Genomic DNA, 14,287 nt, shown 5'->3' on the forward strand with positions numbered 1-14,287 from the left:
ACGCCGGGCATTTGCGTCATGCGGTTGGCGGTTCGTCCGTCATAACCTCGGCCTCATCCTCCAGCGCCAGCCCGTGCTTCAGCAACATCGGGATCTGGGTGAACGTGAACAGGAAGCTCAGTGGCATGAACACCCACAGCTTGGCCCAGAGCCAGCTTTCGAAACTCAGTTGCAGGCGCAGTACCTCGTTGAGGCCGGCGAGGACGAAGAAGAAGAAGCCCCAGTTGCGCGAAAGCTTGAGCCAGCCTTCATGGTCGACGCCCTCGAACGCGGCCTCGAGCAGGACCTGGAGCAGCGCCTTGCCGCGTAGCCACCCGCCAACCAGCAGCACGCCGAACAGCAGGTAGATCGCGGTCGGCTTGATCTGGATGAAGCGTTCGTCCTGCAGCCAGATGGTCAGCCCGCCAAACCCGACGATCAGCGCGGTCGAGAGCAGCAGCATCGGCGAAATATGGCCGAATTTCAGCTTGCTGAAGACCAGCGCAAAGACAGCCGCAATCATGAAGGCGATCGTCCCGTAGATCACCGCCGCGATCTCGCCGAAAGTCGAATCCGCGGGCGGCTGATAGAACTTGTAGACGCCCAGGAAGACCAGCAGCGGGCCATAATCGACGAGGATATTGAGCCAGCCGGACTTCGGCCTGGGCTTCGTTGCCTGGGTATCTGCCATCACGCCACTCCCGCGATCACGCGTGCGACCAGGTCGGGGTCGAAGGGGCGCAGGTCGTCGATCTTCTCGCCCACGCCGATCGCGTGGATCGGCAGGCCGTATTGTTCCGCCGCCTGCACCAGCACGCCACCGCGCGCAGTGCCGTCGAGCTTGGTCATGACCAGGCCGGTGACGCCCGCGACTTCCTTGAACACGTCGATCTGGGCGAGGGCGTTCTGGCCGTTGGTGGCATCGAGCACCAGCACCACGTCATGTGGCGCCTCGGGATTGAGGCGGCCGAGGACCTTCCGGATCTTGGCCAGTTCGTCCATCAGCTCGCGCTTGTTCTGCAGGCGCCCGGCGGTGTCGACGATCAATACGTCGGTGCCCACCTCGGTGGCCTGCTTGACTGCGTCGAACACGATGCTCGCCGGATCGCCGCCTTCGGGCCCGCGCACGATCGGCACGCCGACGCGTTCGGCCCAGGTCGCCAGCTGGCCGATCGCTGCCGCACGGAAAGTGTCACCCGCGGCCAGCATCACGCGATAATCGTCTTCCTGGAACAGGTGCGCCAGCTTGGCGATGGTGGTGGTCTTGCCGCTGCCGTTGACGCCGATCACCAGCAGCACCTGCGGGCGCGGGAAGGCAGTAATCTCGAGTGGCTTGGCGACCGGGCGCAGGATCGCGGCGATTTCCTCCGCGACGGCTTCCTTGAGTTCCTTCTCGCTGATCTCCAGCCCAAAGCGCTTCTCGCGCAGCTTTTCGCGAATGCGCGCGGCCGCGCTGGGGCCGAGGTCCGAGAGGATCAGCGCATCCTCGACATCGTCGAGCGTCGCGTCGTCGAGCCGCGCCTTGCTGACGACCTCGGTGAGGTTGCTGGTCAGCTTCTCTGATGTCTTGCGGAAGCCGCCGAACAGGCGTTCGGTCCAGCTCGGTTTGTCACTCATTGCAGCAGGCCATTCTCATGCTTGGTTGGCGTCACGGTGAGGATGTCACCGGGCCTTGTGCCCAGTGGCAGGGCAACGCGGGCGAAGTTCGGGGTGTAGCCGGTCCCGTCGCGCTCGGCGAGGACGCTTTGGGGCTTATCGACCAGCGACGCCAGCCACTCGTCGCGAACATGTGTGGTGGCTGCGCGGAGTTCGGCGGCACGGCGCCTGATCAACTCGCGCTCAAGCTGCGGCATGCGCGCGGCAGGTGTGCCGGGGCGGGGTGAATAGGGGAAGATGTGGCCATGGACGATCCGCAGCTCGCGGATGATCGACAGGTTGGCCGCGTGGTGTTCCTCGGTCTCGGTCGGGAAGCCTGCAATAAGATCTGCGCCCACTACGAGATCGGGGCGACGGTCTACAAGACGCTCTACAAGCTCTACCGCATCGCGCCGCAGGTGCCGCCGCTTCATCCGCTTGAGGATGAGGTCGTGCCCGTGCTGTAGCGAGAGATGCAGATGCGGCATCAGCCGCTCTTCGCTGGCGAAGAGCTCGAACAGCAGCGGATCGATCTCGACCCCGTCGAGCGAGGACATGCGCAGCCGGGCTAGTTCCGGGAAAGTCGAAAGCACTGCGCGCACCAGCTCGCCGAGCGGTGGTGTGTCGGGCAGGTCGTGCCCCCAGCTGGTTACGTCGACTCCAGTAAGCACCACTTCCGGCGCACCGTGGGCGACGTGGCGCTCCACCTCGCCCAGCACTTGCGCGATGGTCAGCGACCGGCTTGGTCCGCGGCCCTGCGGAATGACGCAGAAGGTGCAGGCATGGTCGCAGCCGTTCTGGACGGCAATGAAGGCCCTAGTGCGATCTTGCGGCTTGGGTGGGGTATCCGCGGGGACGTTCCAAGCCCGGGGATCGATCTTGGCCGTGTTGGCGATCAAACCATCGACTTCCGGCATGGCGGCGATCTGGTCGCGTTCGACCTCTGCCGCACAGCCGGTCACCAGCAGGCGTGCGCCGGGGTTCGCGCGGCGCGCGCGGCGAATGGCTTGCCGGGTCTGGCGCACGGCCTCGGACGTGACCGCGCAGCTGTTGATGACGACCAGGTCTTGTTCCTGCGCCAGCATGGCGCGGATCTGTTCGCTTTCCGAGATATTGAGTCGGCAGCCGAGCGAAATGACCTGTGCGCCGCTCAAGCGAAGTCGTCCCATTCGAAGCTGCCGCGATAGGCTTCAGTGGCGGGGCCCGTCATGCGGATACGGTTGTCATCGCCCCATGCGATCGTCAGGTCACCGCCGGGCAGCGTGACGGTCACTTCACGGTCCACAAGCCCGCGGCGCATCGCGTGGACGGCGGTTGCGCAGGCCCCGGTGCCACAGGCACGCGTCAGGCCCGCACCGCGCTCCCACACGCGGAGGCGGATGTGGTGGCGGTCTTCAATGGTCGCGACGTTGACGTTGACGCGCTCGGGAAACAGCGGATCTTGCTCGATTTCCGGCCCGAGCACGTCGAGCGGTACCGTGTCCGTGTCGTCAACAAAGAAGATCACATGAGGGTTGCCCACGTTGACCGCGCCGGGGCGATCGAGACGGTCCCAGCCAACCGGCATGAGGCTGGTGTCCATGCCATAGGCCAGCGGGATCGCGTCCCAGTCGAAGCGGGGTTCCCCAATGTCGACCGTCGCGCCTTTGCCTTGCGGCTCGACCGCGATGGTACCGCCTCCGGTTTCGACAGTGGCGGCGGACCCGTGGAGCAGGGCAACCGCACGGCTGGCATTGCCGCACGCCTCAACCTCCCCGCCGTCGGCATTGAAGATGCGCATGCGGAAATCGGCGACCTCGCTCGGCTCGAGCAGGATCAGCTGGTCGCAACCAATGCCGGTCTTGCGATCGGCGATGGCGCGCGCGAAGCCGCTGCCGATTGCGGGCAGGGCACGGGCACGGGCGTCGAGCACGACAAAGTCGTTGCCCAGCCCATGCATCTTGATGAAATCGACGCGCATCCGGATGCGCATCTATGCACTGGGGGGCGCAGCGTCCAGTGGCGAGAGGTTAGCCGGCCTTTGTGCCGTTTCCGCGCCGATCGTCGCGCGAGCCGAAATCGACCTCGGTGACGTTGCCCGCAGTCGGTTTGGCCAGCAGGTCCTGGCGTTCGAGCCGGGCGAGAACCTGGTCGGCCGGTTCGGGGCGACCATAGTGGTAACCCTGGCCCTTGAGCTTGCCCATGCGGCGCAGCGCATCGAGGACCTTCTCGTTCTCCACACCCTCAGCCGTGATCGGCAGCTTGAGTCCGTCGCCCATCGAGATGATCGCATCGACCAGCTTGCCGTTGTGTTCGTCTTCCTTGAGTTCGGAAATGAAGCTGCGGTCGATCTTGAGCCGGTCGAAAGGCAGGCTACGGAGCTGCGACAGGCTGGAATAGCCGGTGCCGAAATCGTCAAGGCTCACATGCACACCCTGGTTGCGCAGCGATGTGATCATCGACCGGACCATGCCGATGTTCTCGTGCAGGCAGCTTTCGGTGATCTCGATGTCGAGCCGGTGCGCAGGGAAATTGTGTTTGACCAAAAGCTTGAGCAGCTTCTGGGCAAACCATGGATCGCGCATCTGCACTGGTGAGATATTGACCGACAGTGTGAGGTTCGGATCCCACTGCTTGGCGTCCTCGAAGGCCTGGGCAATGAGCCTTTCGCTCATATCCCCGATCACGCCGATCTCTTCGGCGATGGGAATGAAGATGTCGGGGCCGACCATGCCCATTTCGGGCGATTCCCAGCGCGCGAGCATCTCAAAGCCGGTCAGCTGGCTGGTCTCAAGGTCAATCTGCTGTTCGTAGTAGGGGCGAAACTCGCCCAGCGCGATGCCGCGACGGATCCCCGCTTCGAGTTCGTTGCGGAAGCGCAGTTCGTTTTCCATCGGCGGTTCGAACCAGTAGAAGCGGTTCTTGCCCTGCTTCTTGGCGTGATACATGGCGATGTCCGCCTTGTGCATCAGCTTCTGCGCGGACACCAGACCAAGCCCGGTCTCGTCGAGTTGCGTGCTCGAGGCGATCCCAATCGACATCGTGACATCGATCGATACGCCCTCGTACTGTACGGGCTTCGCCACCGTGTCGATCATCTGGTTGGCCAGCTGGTCTATTCTGTCGGGAACCTGCTGGTGATAGGGTACGACGCAGACGAACTCGTCGCCGCCCAGGCGTGCCACCAAGCCGCCTTCAGGCAAAAGTTTGAGAATGCGCGCAGCGACTGCGCGCAGCACTTCATCACCGGCTTGATGCCCGTTGAGGTCGTTCACTTGCTTGAAGTTGTCGAGGTCGACTGCAATTGCGGCGAGTGCGCGGTCGCCCCTGGGATACTCGTCCAGCAGGTCACCCAAGGCGATGGTGAGGCTGCGTCGGTTGTGGCAGCCTGTCAGGTGATCGATGTCGGCGAGGCGGCGCGCCTCCTGCTCCGATTGACGTCGCTGAACGAGTTCGGAGTTCAGCGCCTTGTAGCGGTTCCAGCCGAGCAGGATCAGTGCGATATTCAGCAGCAGCGCATTGGTGAGCGCGAGATCGGGCGAAGGCGAGTTGCCAAACCATGCTCGAACGAGCGCGGGCAACGCTACGCCCGCAGTGCCCACAAACAGGATAATAGCTGCCAGCGCAATGCCCAGGGTGACGAGATCATGCTCACCGCTGCGCGTGAATCTGCGCGATCCGGATCCATGTCCGCTTTCCTGAAATTTGGTCCCTGCGGCCAAGCGAGCCCCCTGGTTTCAACACTCATGCGGGCATAAGGCCGGTGAGCTAAAAAGCAGTTAATCGGTCGGGGTAGTCAATATGGATCATGCGGGGTAGGTCGCGGCTGACAAGCCTCAGGAATCAAACGGAGTCATACCCGCATGCGCTATTGGCTGATGAAGTCCGAGCCCGATGTTTACGGATGGGACGACCTCGTCGCTGAGGGTGAAGGTACCTGGGACGGGGTGCGCAACTACCGCGCACGCAACAATCTGGCGGCGATGGAGGTTGGAGATCTTGCGTTCTTCTATCACTCGAACATCGGCCTGGAGATCGTAGGCATTGTCGAGATAAGTGTCAGCGGGATCGGGGATCCCACCGATGACACCGGCAGATGGGCCGCGGTGAAGGTAAAGCCGGTGGAAAAGCTCCCGCACCCAGTCACGCTCAAGGCGATCAAGGCAGAGCCTAAGCTCGCTGAATGCGAACTAATCAAGCTGTCACGCCTGTCGGTCGCGGAAATCCGCCCCGAGGAGTGGGCGCAGATCCTGTCGATGGGCGGTATGTGAACCCTTAGCGGTTGCGTAGGCCCGAAACGGTTGCACCGCTGGCGGCAAGTTGCTCGATCTCGATCACGCAATGGATGAGCCGCAGGCCCTTGCGATCCTTTGCTTCGAGCAGGGCAGACTGGAAAGCCCCGGTTGTTTCGGCGAGAGCTGACCATCCACCGTAGGCAGCGCCGAGCGCCGCGAAATCCGGGTTGGCGAGGCGGGTCCCACTGATCCGCTCTTCACCGGGAAATTCGCGTTCCTGATGCATGCGGATTGTGCCGTATGCGCCGTTGTCGACGAGTATCACGATCAGGTCGGCGCCGTGCTGAACGGCGGTGGCCAGTTCCTGCCCGTTCATCAGGAAATCACCATCGCCTGCGACGGCGACCACGGTACGATCGCGGTGGCGCAAGGCCGCGGCAACTGCAGCGGGAACGCCATAGCCCATTGCACCACAAGTCGGTGCGAGCTGGCTTGGGTAGCCTGCATAGCGCCAGTAACGATGCCACCAGCCGGCGAAGTTCCCGGCACCGTTGCAGACGATAGTGTCGCTCGGCAGCGTTTCGCGCATGAAGGCGACCGCCTGGCCCATGTCGAGCGCATGACCGTTCGGCTGCGGGGTCGCCCATGCCTCCCACTCGGCATGTGCCTCGGCCCCAGCGTCGAAGGACAGGACATCGCCCTCGTCCCACAGCGCCGCGCTTTCGGCGAATTCGTCCATGCCCGCACAAATCGCGAGGTCAGCGGGATAAACCCGGTTGAGCTCGTTGGCATCGGGATGAACATGGATCAGCTTGCGATCCTTGGCCGTCAGTGGCGGGACCGTATAACCGTCGGTGGTAGCCTCTCCGAGCCGCGCGCCTACCGCAAGGATCAGGTCGGCATTCTTCACGCGTTCGACCAGCTTCGGATTGGGGCCGTATCCCAGGTTGCCCGCATAGACCGGGCTCGAAGGAACAATCGCGTCCTGCCGCCGGAAGGCGGTCGCCACAGGAATGCCAAGTCGCTCGGCAAACAGCTGGAAGTGCGCGCGGGCCTTGGCGTTCCATCCTGCACCGCCGATGATTGCCACCGGGGCGGCGGCGTCGCCGATCAGCGCCATCATCGCCTGGATCGCGTCCGGACAGGGGGCCTGCGCTGGGCGCTCGACCCGCGGGCGCGGACTCGCATCCGTGTCGTGGCTCAACATGTCCTCAGGAAGTGCGAGCACCACGGGGCCCGGGCGACCTGAAATCGCGGTGGCAAAGGCACGAGCGACATATTCGGGAATCCGGTCGGCAGAGTCGATCCGCGCAGCCCATTTGGCGACGGGGCCGAAGAAGGCGGCGAAATCGACTTCCTGGAAGCCCTCACGATCACGCATCTCGCTGTCCACGTCGCCGACGAACAGGATCATCGGCTGCGAATCCTGCATCGCGACGTGTACGCCGATGCTGGCATTCGTCGCGCCCGGCCCGCGTGTGACGAAGGCGACGCCGGGCCGCCCGGTCATCGCGCCGTCGGCGCACGCCATGAACGCCACGCCGCCTTCCTGGCGACAGGTCACAACCTCAATCGCATCCTGCTGGCCAAGGCCGTCGAGGATTTGGAGGAAGCTCTCTCCCGGCACGGTGAAGATACGGTCACAGCCCTGTTCGATCAGGCAGTCGACGAGCAGCCGCGCAGCGGCGGGAGTGGCAGGCGCTTTCATGGCCAGCGCGACTAGCCCGCGACGCGGGGGCACGCAATCTCGGAAATCTTGGCACGGATCGGCGAGGCAGTCCCATCTCGGGACAGCGCCAAGCGGAAGGGATACCAATCCATTAAAAAAGCGTTAACTCCATACTATGCGACGCTCACTTGTCCTGACCACCGAGTCCGCACGCCACTGGATGCGGATGATGCTGCCCTCCCGCCGCACGGCCTTCGCGGATCTGCCGGCCAGCGCGCCGAGCGACTGGAAGTTGACTGCCGGCGATATTCGCGGCGTCGCGACGACCTATTTCGCCACGGTCGCAGCCGTACTCGCCTTTATTGTCTGAGTATCAAGCCACCTGCGCGGCAGCATTGCTTTCCGCGCGGTGCAGGCGATCGCCAAGCCAAGCCGAGAACAGGCACATGGCGGCGCACATCAGGACCTGTTCGACAATCGGAACCCCAGCAGCGCTGAGAGCCGTCGCCAGTAGTGATCCGATCACCATGGCACCTGAATTGACGATGTTGTTGGCTGCGATCGTGCGCGATGCCTTTTCCGGGGCGACGCGCGTCGTCAGGAAGGCGTAGAGTGGAACCACGAACATGCCACCGGCAATCGCGACGCCCAGCAGGCAAAGCAGCAGTACTGCGGCCATCGGCCATGAGACGAAGTCCGCTACGCCCAGCAGTTCGGTCGGCGCGTCGGCCTGCCATAGCTTGCACACGAAATAGAACGCCAGCACGAACACTGCCATCATCAGTACGGATCGGGCCGCGTAACGCGCGGAAACCGATCCCTTGAGCAGGCGATTCACCGCAACAGAGCCGATCGCCACGCCAATCGAGAACACGACCAGGAACAGGCTCGCCACCTCTTTCGATGCCATCAGGACATTCTTCGCCAGTGGCGGAAACTGGATGAAAAGCACGGCCCCGATCGTCCAAAAGAAGCTGATCGCGAGGATCGCGTAGTAGACTTCGGCATTGTGCATCGTGTCGCGCACCAGGCGCACCGAGGCGCGCAGGATATGCCAGTCAAGCTTCTCGGGCTGTCCCTGCGGCGGTGCGGCGGGAACCTTCAGGCTGACGAGCCAGCCGATGACGGCTGTGACCACAATTCCGACCGCTGCGACCTCGACGGGAATCCAGCCCGCCAGGATGGTTCCGGCGAGGATCGCGACATAGGTCCCGGCCTCCACCCAGCCTGTTCCAGCCAGGACCTCCTCGCGGCGTAAATGCTGGGGCAGAATGGCGTATTTGATCGGACCGAAGAAGGTCGAATGGACGCCCATTGCGAAGAGCGCGACGAGCAGCAGTGGGATGGCGAAGGTGTCGACCGCAATCCCTTTCCAGGCGAGCGTCAGCCCAACGGCGCCGACGAACATGATCAGGATCTCGCAGAACTTCACGATCCGGATGATCCGCGCCTTGTCCCGCATGTCGGCGAGCTGGCCGGCAAGCGCGGACAGAATGAAGAAGGGCAGGATGAACAGACCTGAGGCGAGGGCGCTGAAAGCCGCTTCGGTGCTTTCGTCGTTGTACACCTGGTAGACGACGAACAGGACCATCGCGGTCTTGTAGAGGTTGTCGTTGAAAGCGTTGAACAGCTGCGTGACGAACAGCGGCAGGAAACGCTTCGAACGCAGCAAATCGGTACTGGTATTCATGACCCCCCGGGGCACAGCCTCGTCTCGGCTCCATGTGTAGAGCTATCGCGTTCGCGGACAAGGACATTCGATGACTTTTGCGACGGGCCGACTGGCGCTAGACAGGCGGGCGATGCTGACCTTGCCCAATACCCTCACGCTATCGCGGATCGTGGCGATACCGCTGCTCGCCTTCCTGTTGTGGTGGCCCGGGTGGGAGCAGGGTTACCTTGCGGCCTTTGTGCTTTACTGCGCGATGGGCATCACCGACTACTTCGACGGCTATCTTGCGCGCTCGAGTGGAACGGTGTCGAAGCTCGGCATCTTCCTCGATCCCATCGCCGACAAGATCATGGTTGCTGCGGTGATCCTGGTGCTAGCAGCGCAGAACGTGCTGCGCGGACCCTATGTGGGGGATGCGCATGTCATCGCCGGCCTCATCATCCTGATGCGCGAGATCGCCGTTTCGGGCCTGCGCGAATTCCTTGGCCCGTTGCAGGTTTCGGTGCCGGTCAGCCGCTTGGCAAAGTGGAAGACGACCTTCCAGATGGTTGCACTCGGCTCGCTGATACTAGGCGAGGGCTTGCCGCGCTGGACCATGACAGTCGGCGATATCGCCGCGAATGTGCCGCACACGGTTGGTTTGACCACACTTTGGGCCGCCGCCGCGCTGACGGTGATTACCGGTTGGGATTACCTACGGGTCGGCCTCAAACACATGGACTAGCCTTGGCCGGCGGGCGGTGAGTCGACGATTTATAAAGGATTTGCGGCCAAAAGCAGGCATATGAGTGCCTCGCTTCACCTATTCCTATCCGTGCTGCTGAAGTTCGGCGCCGTTGCCTTTATTCTCAATGAAGTGCGCGGGCTCGTGCTGGCCGCGCCGGTGATTTACGGGCTTTACCTCTCGGGCGGTACTCCGATGGCGATCTATATCGCAGCGTGTTCGCTGGGCGGGATCGCGTTGAGCGTGATTGTTCCGATTATTGCCGTGAAGAAAGCCGATCGCTTCCTCAAGGCACGCATGACCGCTTGAATTTGTCGAAGTCCGCCTTCGGACTTCACCCGGCGCGCAGTTCCTTTGCCAACAGTTCGAAATCGTCCCGGCGCGGTGAGTTCTTGCGCCAGATCAGCGCGATCTCGCGAGTAGCGTTCTTGCTCTTGAGCGGGCGGGCGACGACGTCGGTGCCGTTCAATATGCCTGCATCGACCGCCATTTTCGGCAGCATGGTGAGGCCCAGGCCATTGTCGACCATCTGCACCAGCGTGTGCAGGCTCGTGCCGATCATGGTCGCCGAAGCGCGCAATTCGGGGCGGTTGCAGGCGGCCAGCGCATGTTCCTTGAGGCAGTGCCCGTCTTCGAGAAGCAGCAGGCGCCCCTCGTCGATCATGCTCGGGGGGATCACTTCTGGTGGATCGCGCGGGTCGTTCTTGGGGAAAGCGACGTAGAGCTCGTCGTCGGAGATATGTGCCTTCTCGACCTCACCGGTGGCGAAGGGCAGCGCGAGTAGCACGCAGTCGACTCGGCCGTGCTGGAGCGACTCGACCGCATCGTGGCTGGTTTCTTCGCGCAGGAACAGCTGGAGATCGGGGCGCTCTTTGCGCAGGCGCGGGAGGAAGCGCGGCAGTAGGAAGGGGGCAATCGTCGGGATGACGCTCATCCGAAGTTGCCCGGCAAGCGGCTTGCCCGCAGCCTGGACGAGATCGGCCAGCTCCTCAGCCTCGCGCAGGATGCGGTGGGCCTTCTCCACCACCTGGTTGCCCAGCGCGGTGAAGCGGACGACCCGGCGGCTGCGCTCGACCAGCGTGATGCCAAGCAGCGACTCGAGCTCGCGGATGCCTGCCGACAGGGTCGACTGCGAAACGAAGCTGGCCTCTGCTGCGCGGCCGAAGTGGCCATGTTCGTGCAGCGCGACGAGATATTGCAGCTGCTTCAAGGTGGGGAGGTAAGTGCTCACTCCGCTGCCTGAGTCTCGAGCATGCCGGCGTGGACTTCATCGACATGGGTCATCAGCAAACGACCGTTCTTCACCGCGAAGGCAAGTTTGCCTTCAACCAATTCGAGCGCGTCCTTGCCGAACACTTCAAAGCGCCAGCCCTGGAGCAGTGGCAGATCGCGGACGCCTGCGGCGAGCGCCTCCATCTCGTCAGCGCGGGTCAACAGGCGCGCGGCGACGTCGATCTCGCGTGCACGGATCTTGAGCAGCAGCTTCAGAAGGTCGGCAACCAATGCGCCTTCTTTGCCCAGCGGCGCACCGACCTTCGGCTTTTCGGGCATTTCTTCCTTGGGCAGCGGCTCGGCCTTCTCGAGCACTTTCATAAGACGCTTGCCGATGTCATTGTCTTTCCACGCATTCGACAGTCCGCGAACCTTGATCAGTTCGGCCTGCTTCTTGGGCGGATGACTGGCAATATCGGCCAGCGTCTCATCGCGCATGATGCGCCCGCGGGGGATATTCTTGTGTTGCGCCTCAGCCTCGCGCCAGGCCGCCAGCGCCTTCAGGCGCCCCAGCACCGCCGGATTGCGCCCCGGCTGGCGGATGCGCCGCCACGCGAGGCCCGCGTCATTGGCGTAATTCGCCGGGTCGGCGAGCTTGTCCATCTCTGCATCGAGCCAGGCGCCACGCCCGGTCTTGATCAACTTGCGCAGGATCTTGGGGAAGATCTTCGACAGGTGCGTCACATCGCCGATCGCATATTCGATCTGGCGGTCGGTCAACGGGCGCCGGCTCCAATCGGTGAAGCGCGCCCCCTTGTCGATCGTCAGGCCGAGCCAGCTTTCGACGAGGTTGGCATATCCGATCTGTTCGGACTGGCTGATCGCCATCATCGCGATCTGCGTGTCGAAGATCGGATGCGGGGTCTTGCCGGTGAAATTGTAGACAATCTCGACGTCCTGTCCGCCGGCGTGGAAGACCTTGAGTACATCCTCATTGTTGCACATCAGGTCCCACAGCGGGGAAAGGTCGATTCCATTGGCCAGCGGGTCAATCGCCGCGGCTTCTTCCTCATTGGCGATCTGCACCAGGCACAGTTCGGGCCAATAGGTGTTCTCGCGCATGAATTCGGTATCGACGGTGACGAAATCGCTCTTCGCCAGCCTCTCGCACAAGTCGGCGAGGGCGTCGGTCGTGGTAATCAGGTCGTGTATCTTCATTGTATCTTTTCTGTCTGTCGGGCGGAGTGCCGCCCCCGGGCCATCAGAGGCCCAATTCCTGCAGTGCCTCCCAAGCTTGACAAAAAGCCGGGCTTGCCCTGTTAGCGCGCGCGATTCCTGCTAGAGGAGCGCTCGCGCCGCGCCCCTAGCGCCATAGCTCCGAAAATGGAAAGATTTTAGATGCACGCCTATCGTACCCACAACTGTGCCGCGCTGACCAAGGCAGATGTCGGCGAAACTGTCCGCCTGTCGGGCTGGGTGCACAACAAGCGCGATCATGGCGGCGTTCTGTTTGTCGACCTGCGTGACCACTATGGAATCACCCAGATCGTTGCCGACAGCGACAGCGAAGCGCTGCCGGTCCTCGAAAAGCTGAAGCTGGAATCGGTCGTCACGATCGACGGAACGGTAAAGGCGCGCGCCGATGTGGCGGTGAACCCGAACCTGCCGACCGGCGAGATCGAAGTGTTCGCCCGCGGCGTGACGGTGCAGAGCCGTGCGGACGATCTGCCGCTGATCGTCAACTCGGCCGAAGACTACCCGGAAGAAACGCGCCTCAAATACCGCTTCGTCGACCTGCGTCGCGAGCGCGTCCATGCCAACATCATGCTGCGCAGCAAGGTGATTTCCAGCCTGCGCCGCCGGATGCAGGATCAGGGCTTCACGGAATTCCAGACCCCGATTCTCGGCGCATCGAGCCCCGAAGGCGCGCGCGACTACCTCGTGCCCAGCCGCCTCCACCCGGGCCGCTTCTATGCGCTCCCGCAGGCGCCGCAGATGTTCAAGCAGCTGTTGATGGTCGCCGGCTTTGACCGCTATTTCCAGATCGCGCCCTGCTTCCGCGACGAAGACCTGCGCGCCGACCGCAGCCCCGAGTTCTACCAGCTCGATTTCGAGATGAGCTTCGTCACGCAGGAAGACGTGTTCCAGGCGATCGAGCCGGTGCTGGCGGGCGTGTTCGAGGAATTCGCGAACGGCAAGACCGTGACCCCGGCGGGCACATTCCCGCGCATTCCTTACGCGGAATCGATGCTCAAATACGGCACTGACAAGCCTGACCTGCGCAATCCGCTTATCATCAGCGACGTGACCGAACATTTCACCACTTCGGGCTTTGGCTTGTTCGAGAAAATCGTTGGTTCGGGCGGACGCGTGCGCGTGGTTCCCGCGCCCAACACGCATGAGAAGAGCCGAAAGTTCTTCGACGACATGAACGACTGGGCGCGCCGCGAAGGCTTTGCCGGGCTTGGCTACGTCACCCGCAAGGGTGGCGAATTCGGTGGCCCGATTGCCAAGAACCACGGCACCGAAGGCATGGAGAAGCTCTATGCCGAACTCGGCCTGGGCGAAAACGACGGGCTGTTCTTTGCTGCAGGCAAGGAGAAGGATGCCGCCAAGCTCGCCGGTGCTGCGCGCACCCGCGTGGCCGAGGAACTGGGCCTGATCGAAGAGGGATGCTTCAAGTTCTGCTGGATCGTCGACTTCCCGATGTTCGAATACGACGAGGAGCAGAAGAAGATCGACTTCAGCCATAACCCCTTCTCGATGCCGCAGGGCGAGATGGAAGCGCTGGAGACGCAGGATCCGCTGACGATCAAGGCCTGGCAGTATGACATCGTCTGCAACGGCTACGAGCTCAGCTCGGGTGCGATCCGGAACCATCGCCCGGACATCATGTACAAGGCGTTCGAGATCGCCGGCTATTCCAAGGAATCGGTCGACGAAAATTTCTCGGGCATGATCGAGGCGTTCAAGCTCGGCGCACCGCCGCATGGCGGCTCGGCGCCGGGTATCGACCGCATCGTAATGCTGCTGGCCGACGAGCCGAACATCCGCGAGGTGATTGCCTTCCCGCTCAACCAGAAGGCGCAGGACCTGATGATGGGTGCGCCCAGCCAGGTAGAGCCGCGCCAGCTGCGCGACGTGCACATCCGTACCGTGGAAGCACCCAAGACGGCCTGACG

14 protein-coding genes are annotated in these 14,287 nt (G+C 62.9%); 5 read left to right on the plus strand and 9 right to left on the minus strand.

The annotated features are described in order from the left end of the window. Positions 1-16 precede the first annotated feature (16 nt). Genes HQR01_RS07490 through HQR01_RS07510 form a run of 5 tightly spaced genes read right to left on the minus strand, consistent with a single transcriptional unit; the run spans position 17 to position 5,315 of the window. Positions 17-670, minus strand: coding sequence for an inner membrane-spanning protein YciB (locus tag HQR01_RS07490; protein WP_173213976.1), 654 nt, complete (start codon positions 668-670; stop codon positions 17-19). Beyond that, the gene (ftsY, locus tag HQR01_RS07495; protein WP_173213978.1) at positions 670-1,596 is read right to left on the minus strand and encodes a signal recognition particle-docking protein FtsY; all 927 of its coding nucleotides are present in this window, start codon (positions 1,594-1,596) and stop codon (positions 670-672) included. The genes HQR01_RS07490 and ftsY overlap by 1 nt, the downstream gene beginning before the upstream one ends. Then, on the minus strand, positions 1,593-2,768 hold the full coding sequence (locus HQR01_RS07500; protein WP_173213980.1) for a MiaB/RimO family radical SAM methylthiotransferase: 1,176 nt from the start codon (positions 2,766-2,768) through the stop codon (positions 1,593-1,595). Before HQR01_RS07500 ends, ftsY begins: the two co-directional genes overlap by 4 nt. After that, positions 2,765-3,574 (minus strand): diaminopimelate epimerase, encoded by an 810-nt coding sequence (gene dapF / locus HQR01_RS07505; RefSeq protein WP_173216224.1) that lies wholly within the window; start codon positions 3,572-3,574, stop codon positions 2,765-2,767. The genes HQR01_RS07500 and dapF overlap by 4 nt, the downstream gene beginning before the upstream one ends. Positions 3,575-3,623: 49 nt before the next feature. Beyond that, a complete protein-coding gene (locus tag HQR01_RS07510) occupies positions 3,624-5,315 on the minus strand; it encodes a putative bifunctional diguanylate cyclase/phosphodiesterase (RefSeq protein WP_173213982.1) in 1,692 nt (563 codons plus the stop codon). A 141-nt stretch (positions 5,316-5,456) separates the two neighbouring features. On the opposite strand from HQR01_RS07510, the gene HQR01_RS07515 reads away from it, so the two are divergent. Next, positions 5,457-5,864 carry an EVE domain-containing protein gene (locus HQR01_RS07515; protein WP_173213984.1) on the plus strand — a complete coding sequence of 136 codons (408 nt, stop codon included), beginning with the start codon at positions 5,457-5,459 and terminating at the stop codon, positions 5,862-5,864. Positions 5,865-5,868: 4 nt separating this feature from the next. On the opposite strand, the gene HQR01_RS07520 is transcribed toward HQR01_RS07515, so the two are convergent. Continuing rightward, a complete protein-coding gene (locus tag HQR01_RS07520) occupies positions 5,869-7,536 on the minus strand; it encodes a thiamine pyrophosphate-binding protein (protein ID WP_173213986.1) in 1,668 nt (555 codons plus the stop codon). Between the two features lie 136 nt (positions 7,537-7,672). On the opposite strand from HQR01_RS07520, the gene HQR01_RS07525 reads away from it, so the two are divergent. Continuing rightward, positions 7,673-7,867, plus strand: coding sequence for a hypothetical protein (locus HQR01_RS07525; protein WP_173213987.1), 195 nt, complete (start codon positions 7,673-7,675; stop codon positions 7,865-7,867). 3 nt (positions 7,868-7,870) lie between these two features. Here HQR01_RS07525 and HQR01_RS07530 read toward each other — a convergent pair whose 3' ends face one another. Beyond that, positions 7,871-9,187 (minus strand): MFS transporter, encoded by a 1,317-nt coding sequence (locus tag HQR01_RS07530; RefSeq protein ID WP_173213989.1) that lies wholly within the window; start codon positions 9,185-9,187, stop codon positions 7,871-7,873. A 112-nt stretch (positions 9,188-9,299) separates the two neighbouring features. Here HQR01_RS07530 and pgsA point away from each other — a divergent pair, with 112 nt between their 5' ends. After that, positions 9,300-9,893: a CDP-diacylglycerol--glycerol-3-phosphate 3-phosphatidyltransferase gene (gene pgsA, locus HQR01_RS07535; RefSeq protein ID WP_173216226.1), complete on the plus strand. Its 594-nt coding sequence runs from the start codon at positions 9,300-9,302 to the stop codon at positions 9,891-9,893. A gap of 60 nt (positions 9,894-9,953) precedes the next feature. Beyond that, positions 9,954-10,202 carry a hypothetical protein gene (locus HQR01_RS07540; RefSeq protein WP_173213991.1) on the plus strand — a complete coding sequence of 83 codons (249 nt, stop codon included), beginning with the start codon at positions 9,954-9,956 and terminating at the stop codon, positions 10,200-10,202. Positions 10,203-10,227: 25 nt separating this feature from the next. Here the strand turns inward: HQR01_RS07540 and HQR01_RS07545 are convergent, their stop codons facing one another. Then, complete coding sequence (locus HQR01_RS07545; protein WP_173213993.1) at positions 10,228-11,124, minus strand: hydrogen peroxide-inducible genes activator; 897 nt, start codon at positions 11,122-11,124, stop codon at positions 10,228-10,230. Next, positions 11,121-12,323 (minus strand): ribonuclease D, encoded by a 1,203-nt coding sequence (rnd, locus tag HQR01_RS07550; protein ID WP_173213995.1) that lies wholly within the window; start codon positions 12,321-12,323, stop codon positions 11,121-11,123. The genes HQR01_RS07545 and rnd overlap by 4 nt, the downstream gene beginning before the upstream one ends. Before the next feature lie 180 nt (positions 12,324-12,503). On the opposite strand from rnd, the gene aspS reads away from it, so the two are divergent. Beyond that, positions 12,504-14,285: an aspartate--tRNA ligase gene (gene aspS, locus HQR01_RS07555; RefSeq protein ID WP_173213997.1), complete on the plus strand. Its 1,782-nt coding sequence runs from the start codon at positions 12,504-12,506 to the stop codon at positions 14,283-14,285. Positions 14,286-14,287 lie beyond the last annotated feature (2 nt).

It is taken from the genome of Erythrobacter mangrovi, from assembly GCF_013260645.1.
Classification (GTDB): Bacteria; Pseudomonadota; Alphaproteobacteria; order Sphingomonadales; family Sphingomonadaceae; genus Qipengyuania; species Qipengyuania mangrovi.

Excerpts from the sequence above, each read along its gene's own strand:
- HQR01_RS07515 (WP_173213984.1), top strand. The coding sequence starts at position 5,457 with ATGCGCTATTGGCTGATGAAGTCCGAGCCCGATGTTTACGGATGGGAC.
- HQR01_RS07540 (WP_173213991.1), top strand. The coding sequence starts at position 9,954 with ATGAGTGCCTCGCTTCACCTATTCCTATCCGTGCTGCTGAAGTTCGGC.
- dapF (WP_173216224.1), bottom strand. The coding sequence starts at position 3,574 with ATGCGCGTCGATTTCATCAAGATGCATGGGCTGGGCAACGACTTTGTC.
- pgsA (WP_173216226.1), top strand. The coding sequence starts at position 9,300 with ATGCTGACCTTGCCCAATACCCTCACGCTATCGCGGATCGTGGCGATA.
- aspS (WP_173213997.1), top strand. The coding sequence starts at position 12,504 with ATGCACGCCTATCGTACCCACAACTGTGCCGCGCTGACCAAGGCAGAT.
- HQR01_RS07525 (WP_173213987.1), top strand. The coding sequence starts at position 7,673 with ATGCGACGCTCACTTGTCCTGACCACCGAGTCCGCACGCCACTGGATG.
- HQR01_RS07530 (WP_173213989.1), bottom strand. The coding sequence starts at position 9,187 with ATGAATACCAGTACCGATTTGCTGCGTTCGAAGCGTTTCCTGCCGCTG.
- HQR01_RS07520 (WP_173213986.1), bottom strand. The coding sequence starts at position 7,536 with ATGAAAGCGCCTGCCACTCCCGCCGCTGCGCGGCTGCTCGTCGACTGC.
- rnd (WP_173213995.1), bottom strand. The coding sequence starts at position 12,323 with ATGAAGATACACGACCTGATTACCACGACCGACGCCCTCGCCGACTTG.
- HQR01_RS07490 (WP_173213976.1), bottom strand. The coding sequence starts at position 670 with ATGGCAGATACCCAGGCAACGAAGCCCAGGCCGAAGTCCGGCTGGCTC.
- ftsY (WP_173213978.1), bottom strand. The coding sequence starts at position 1,596 with ATGAGTGACAAACCGAGCTGGACCGAACGCCTGTTCGGCGGCTTCCGC.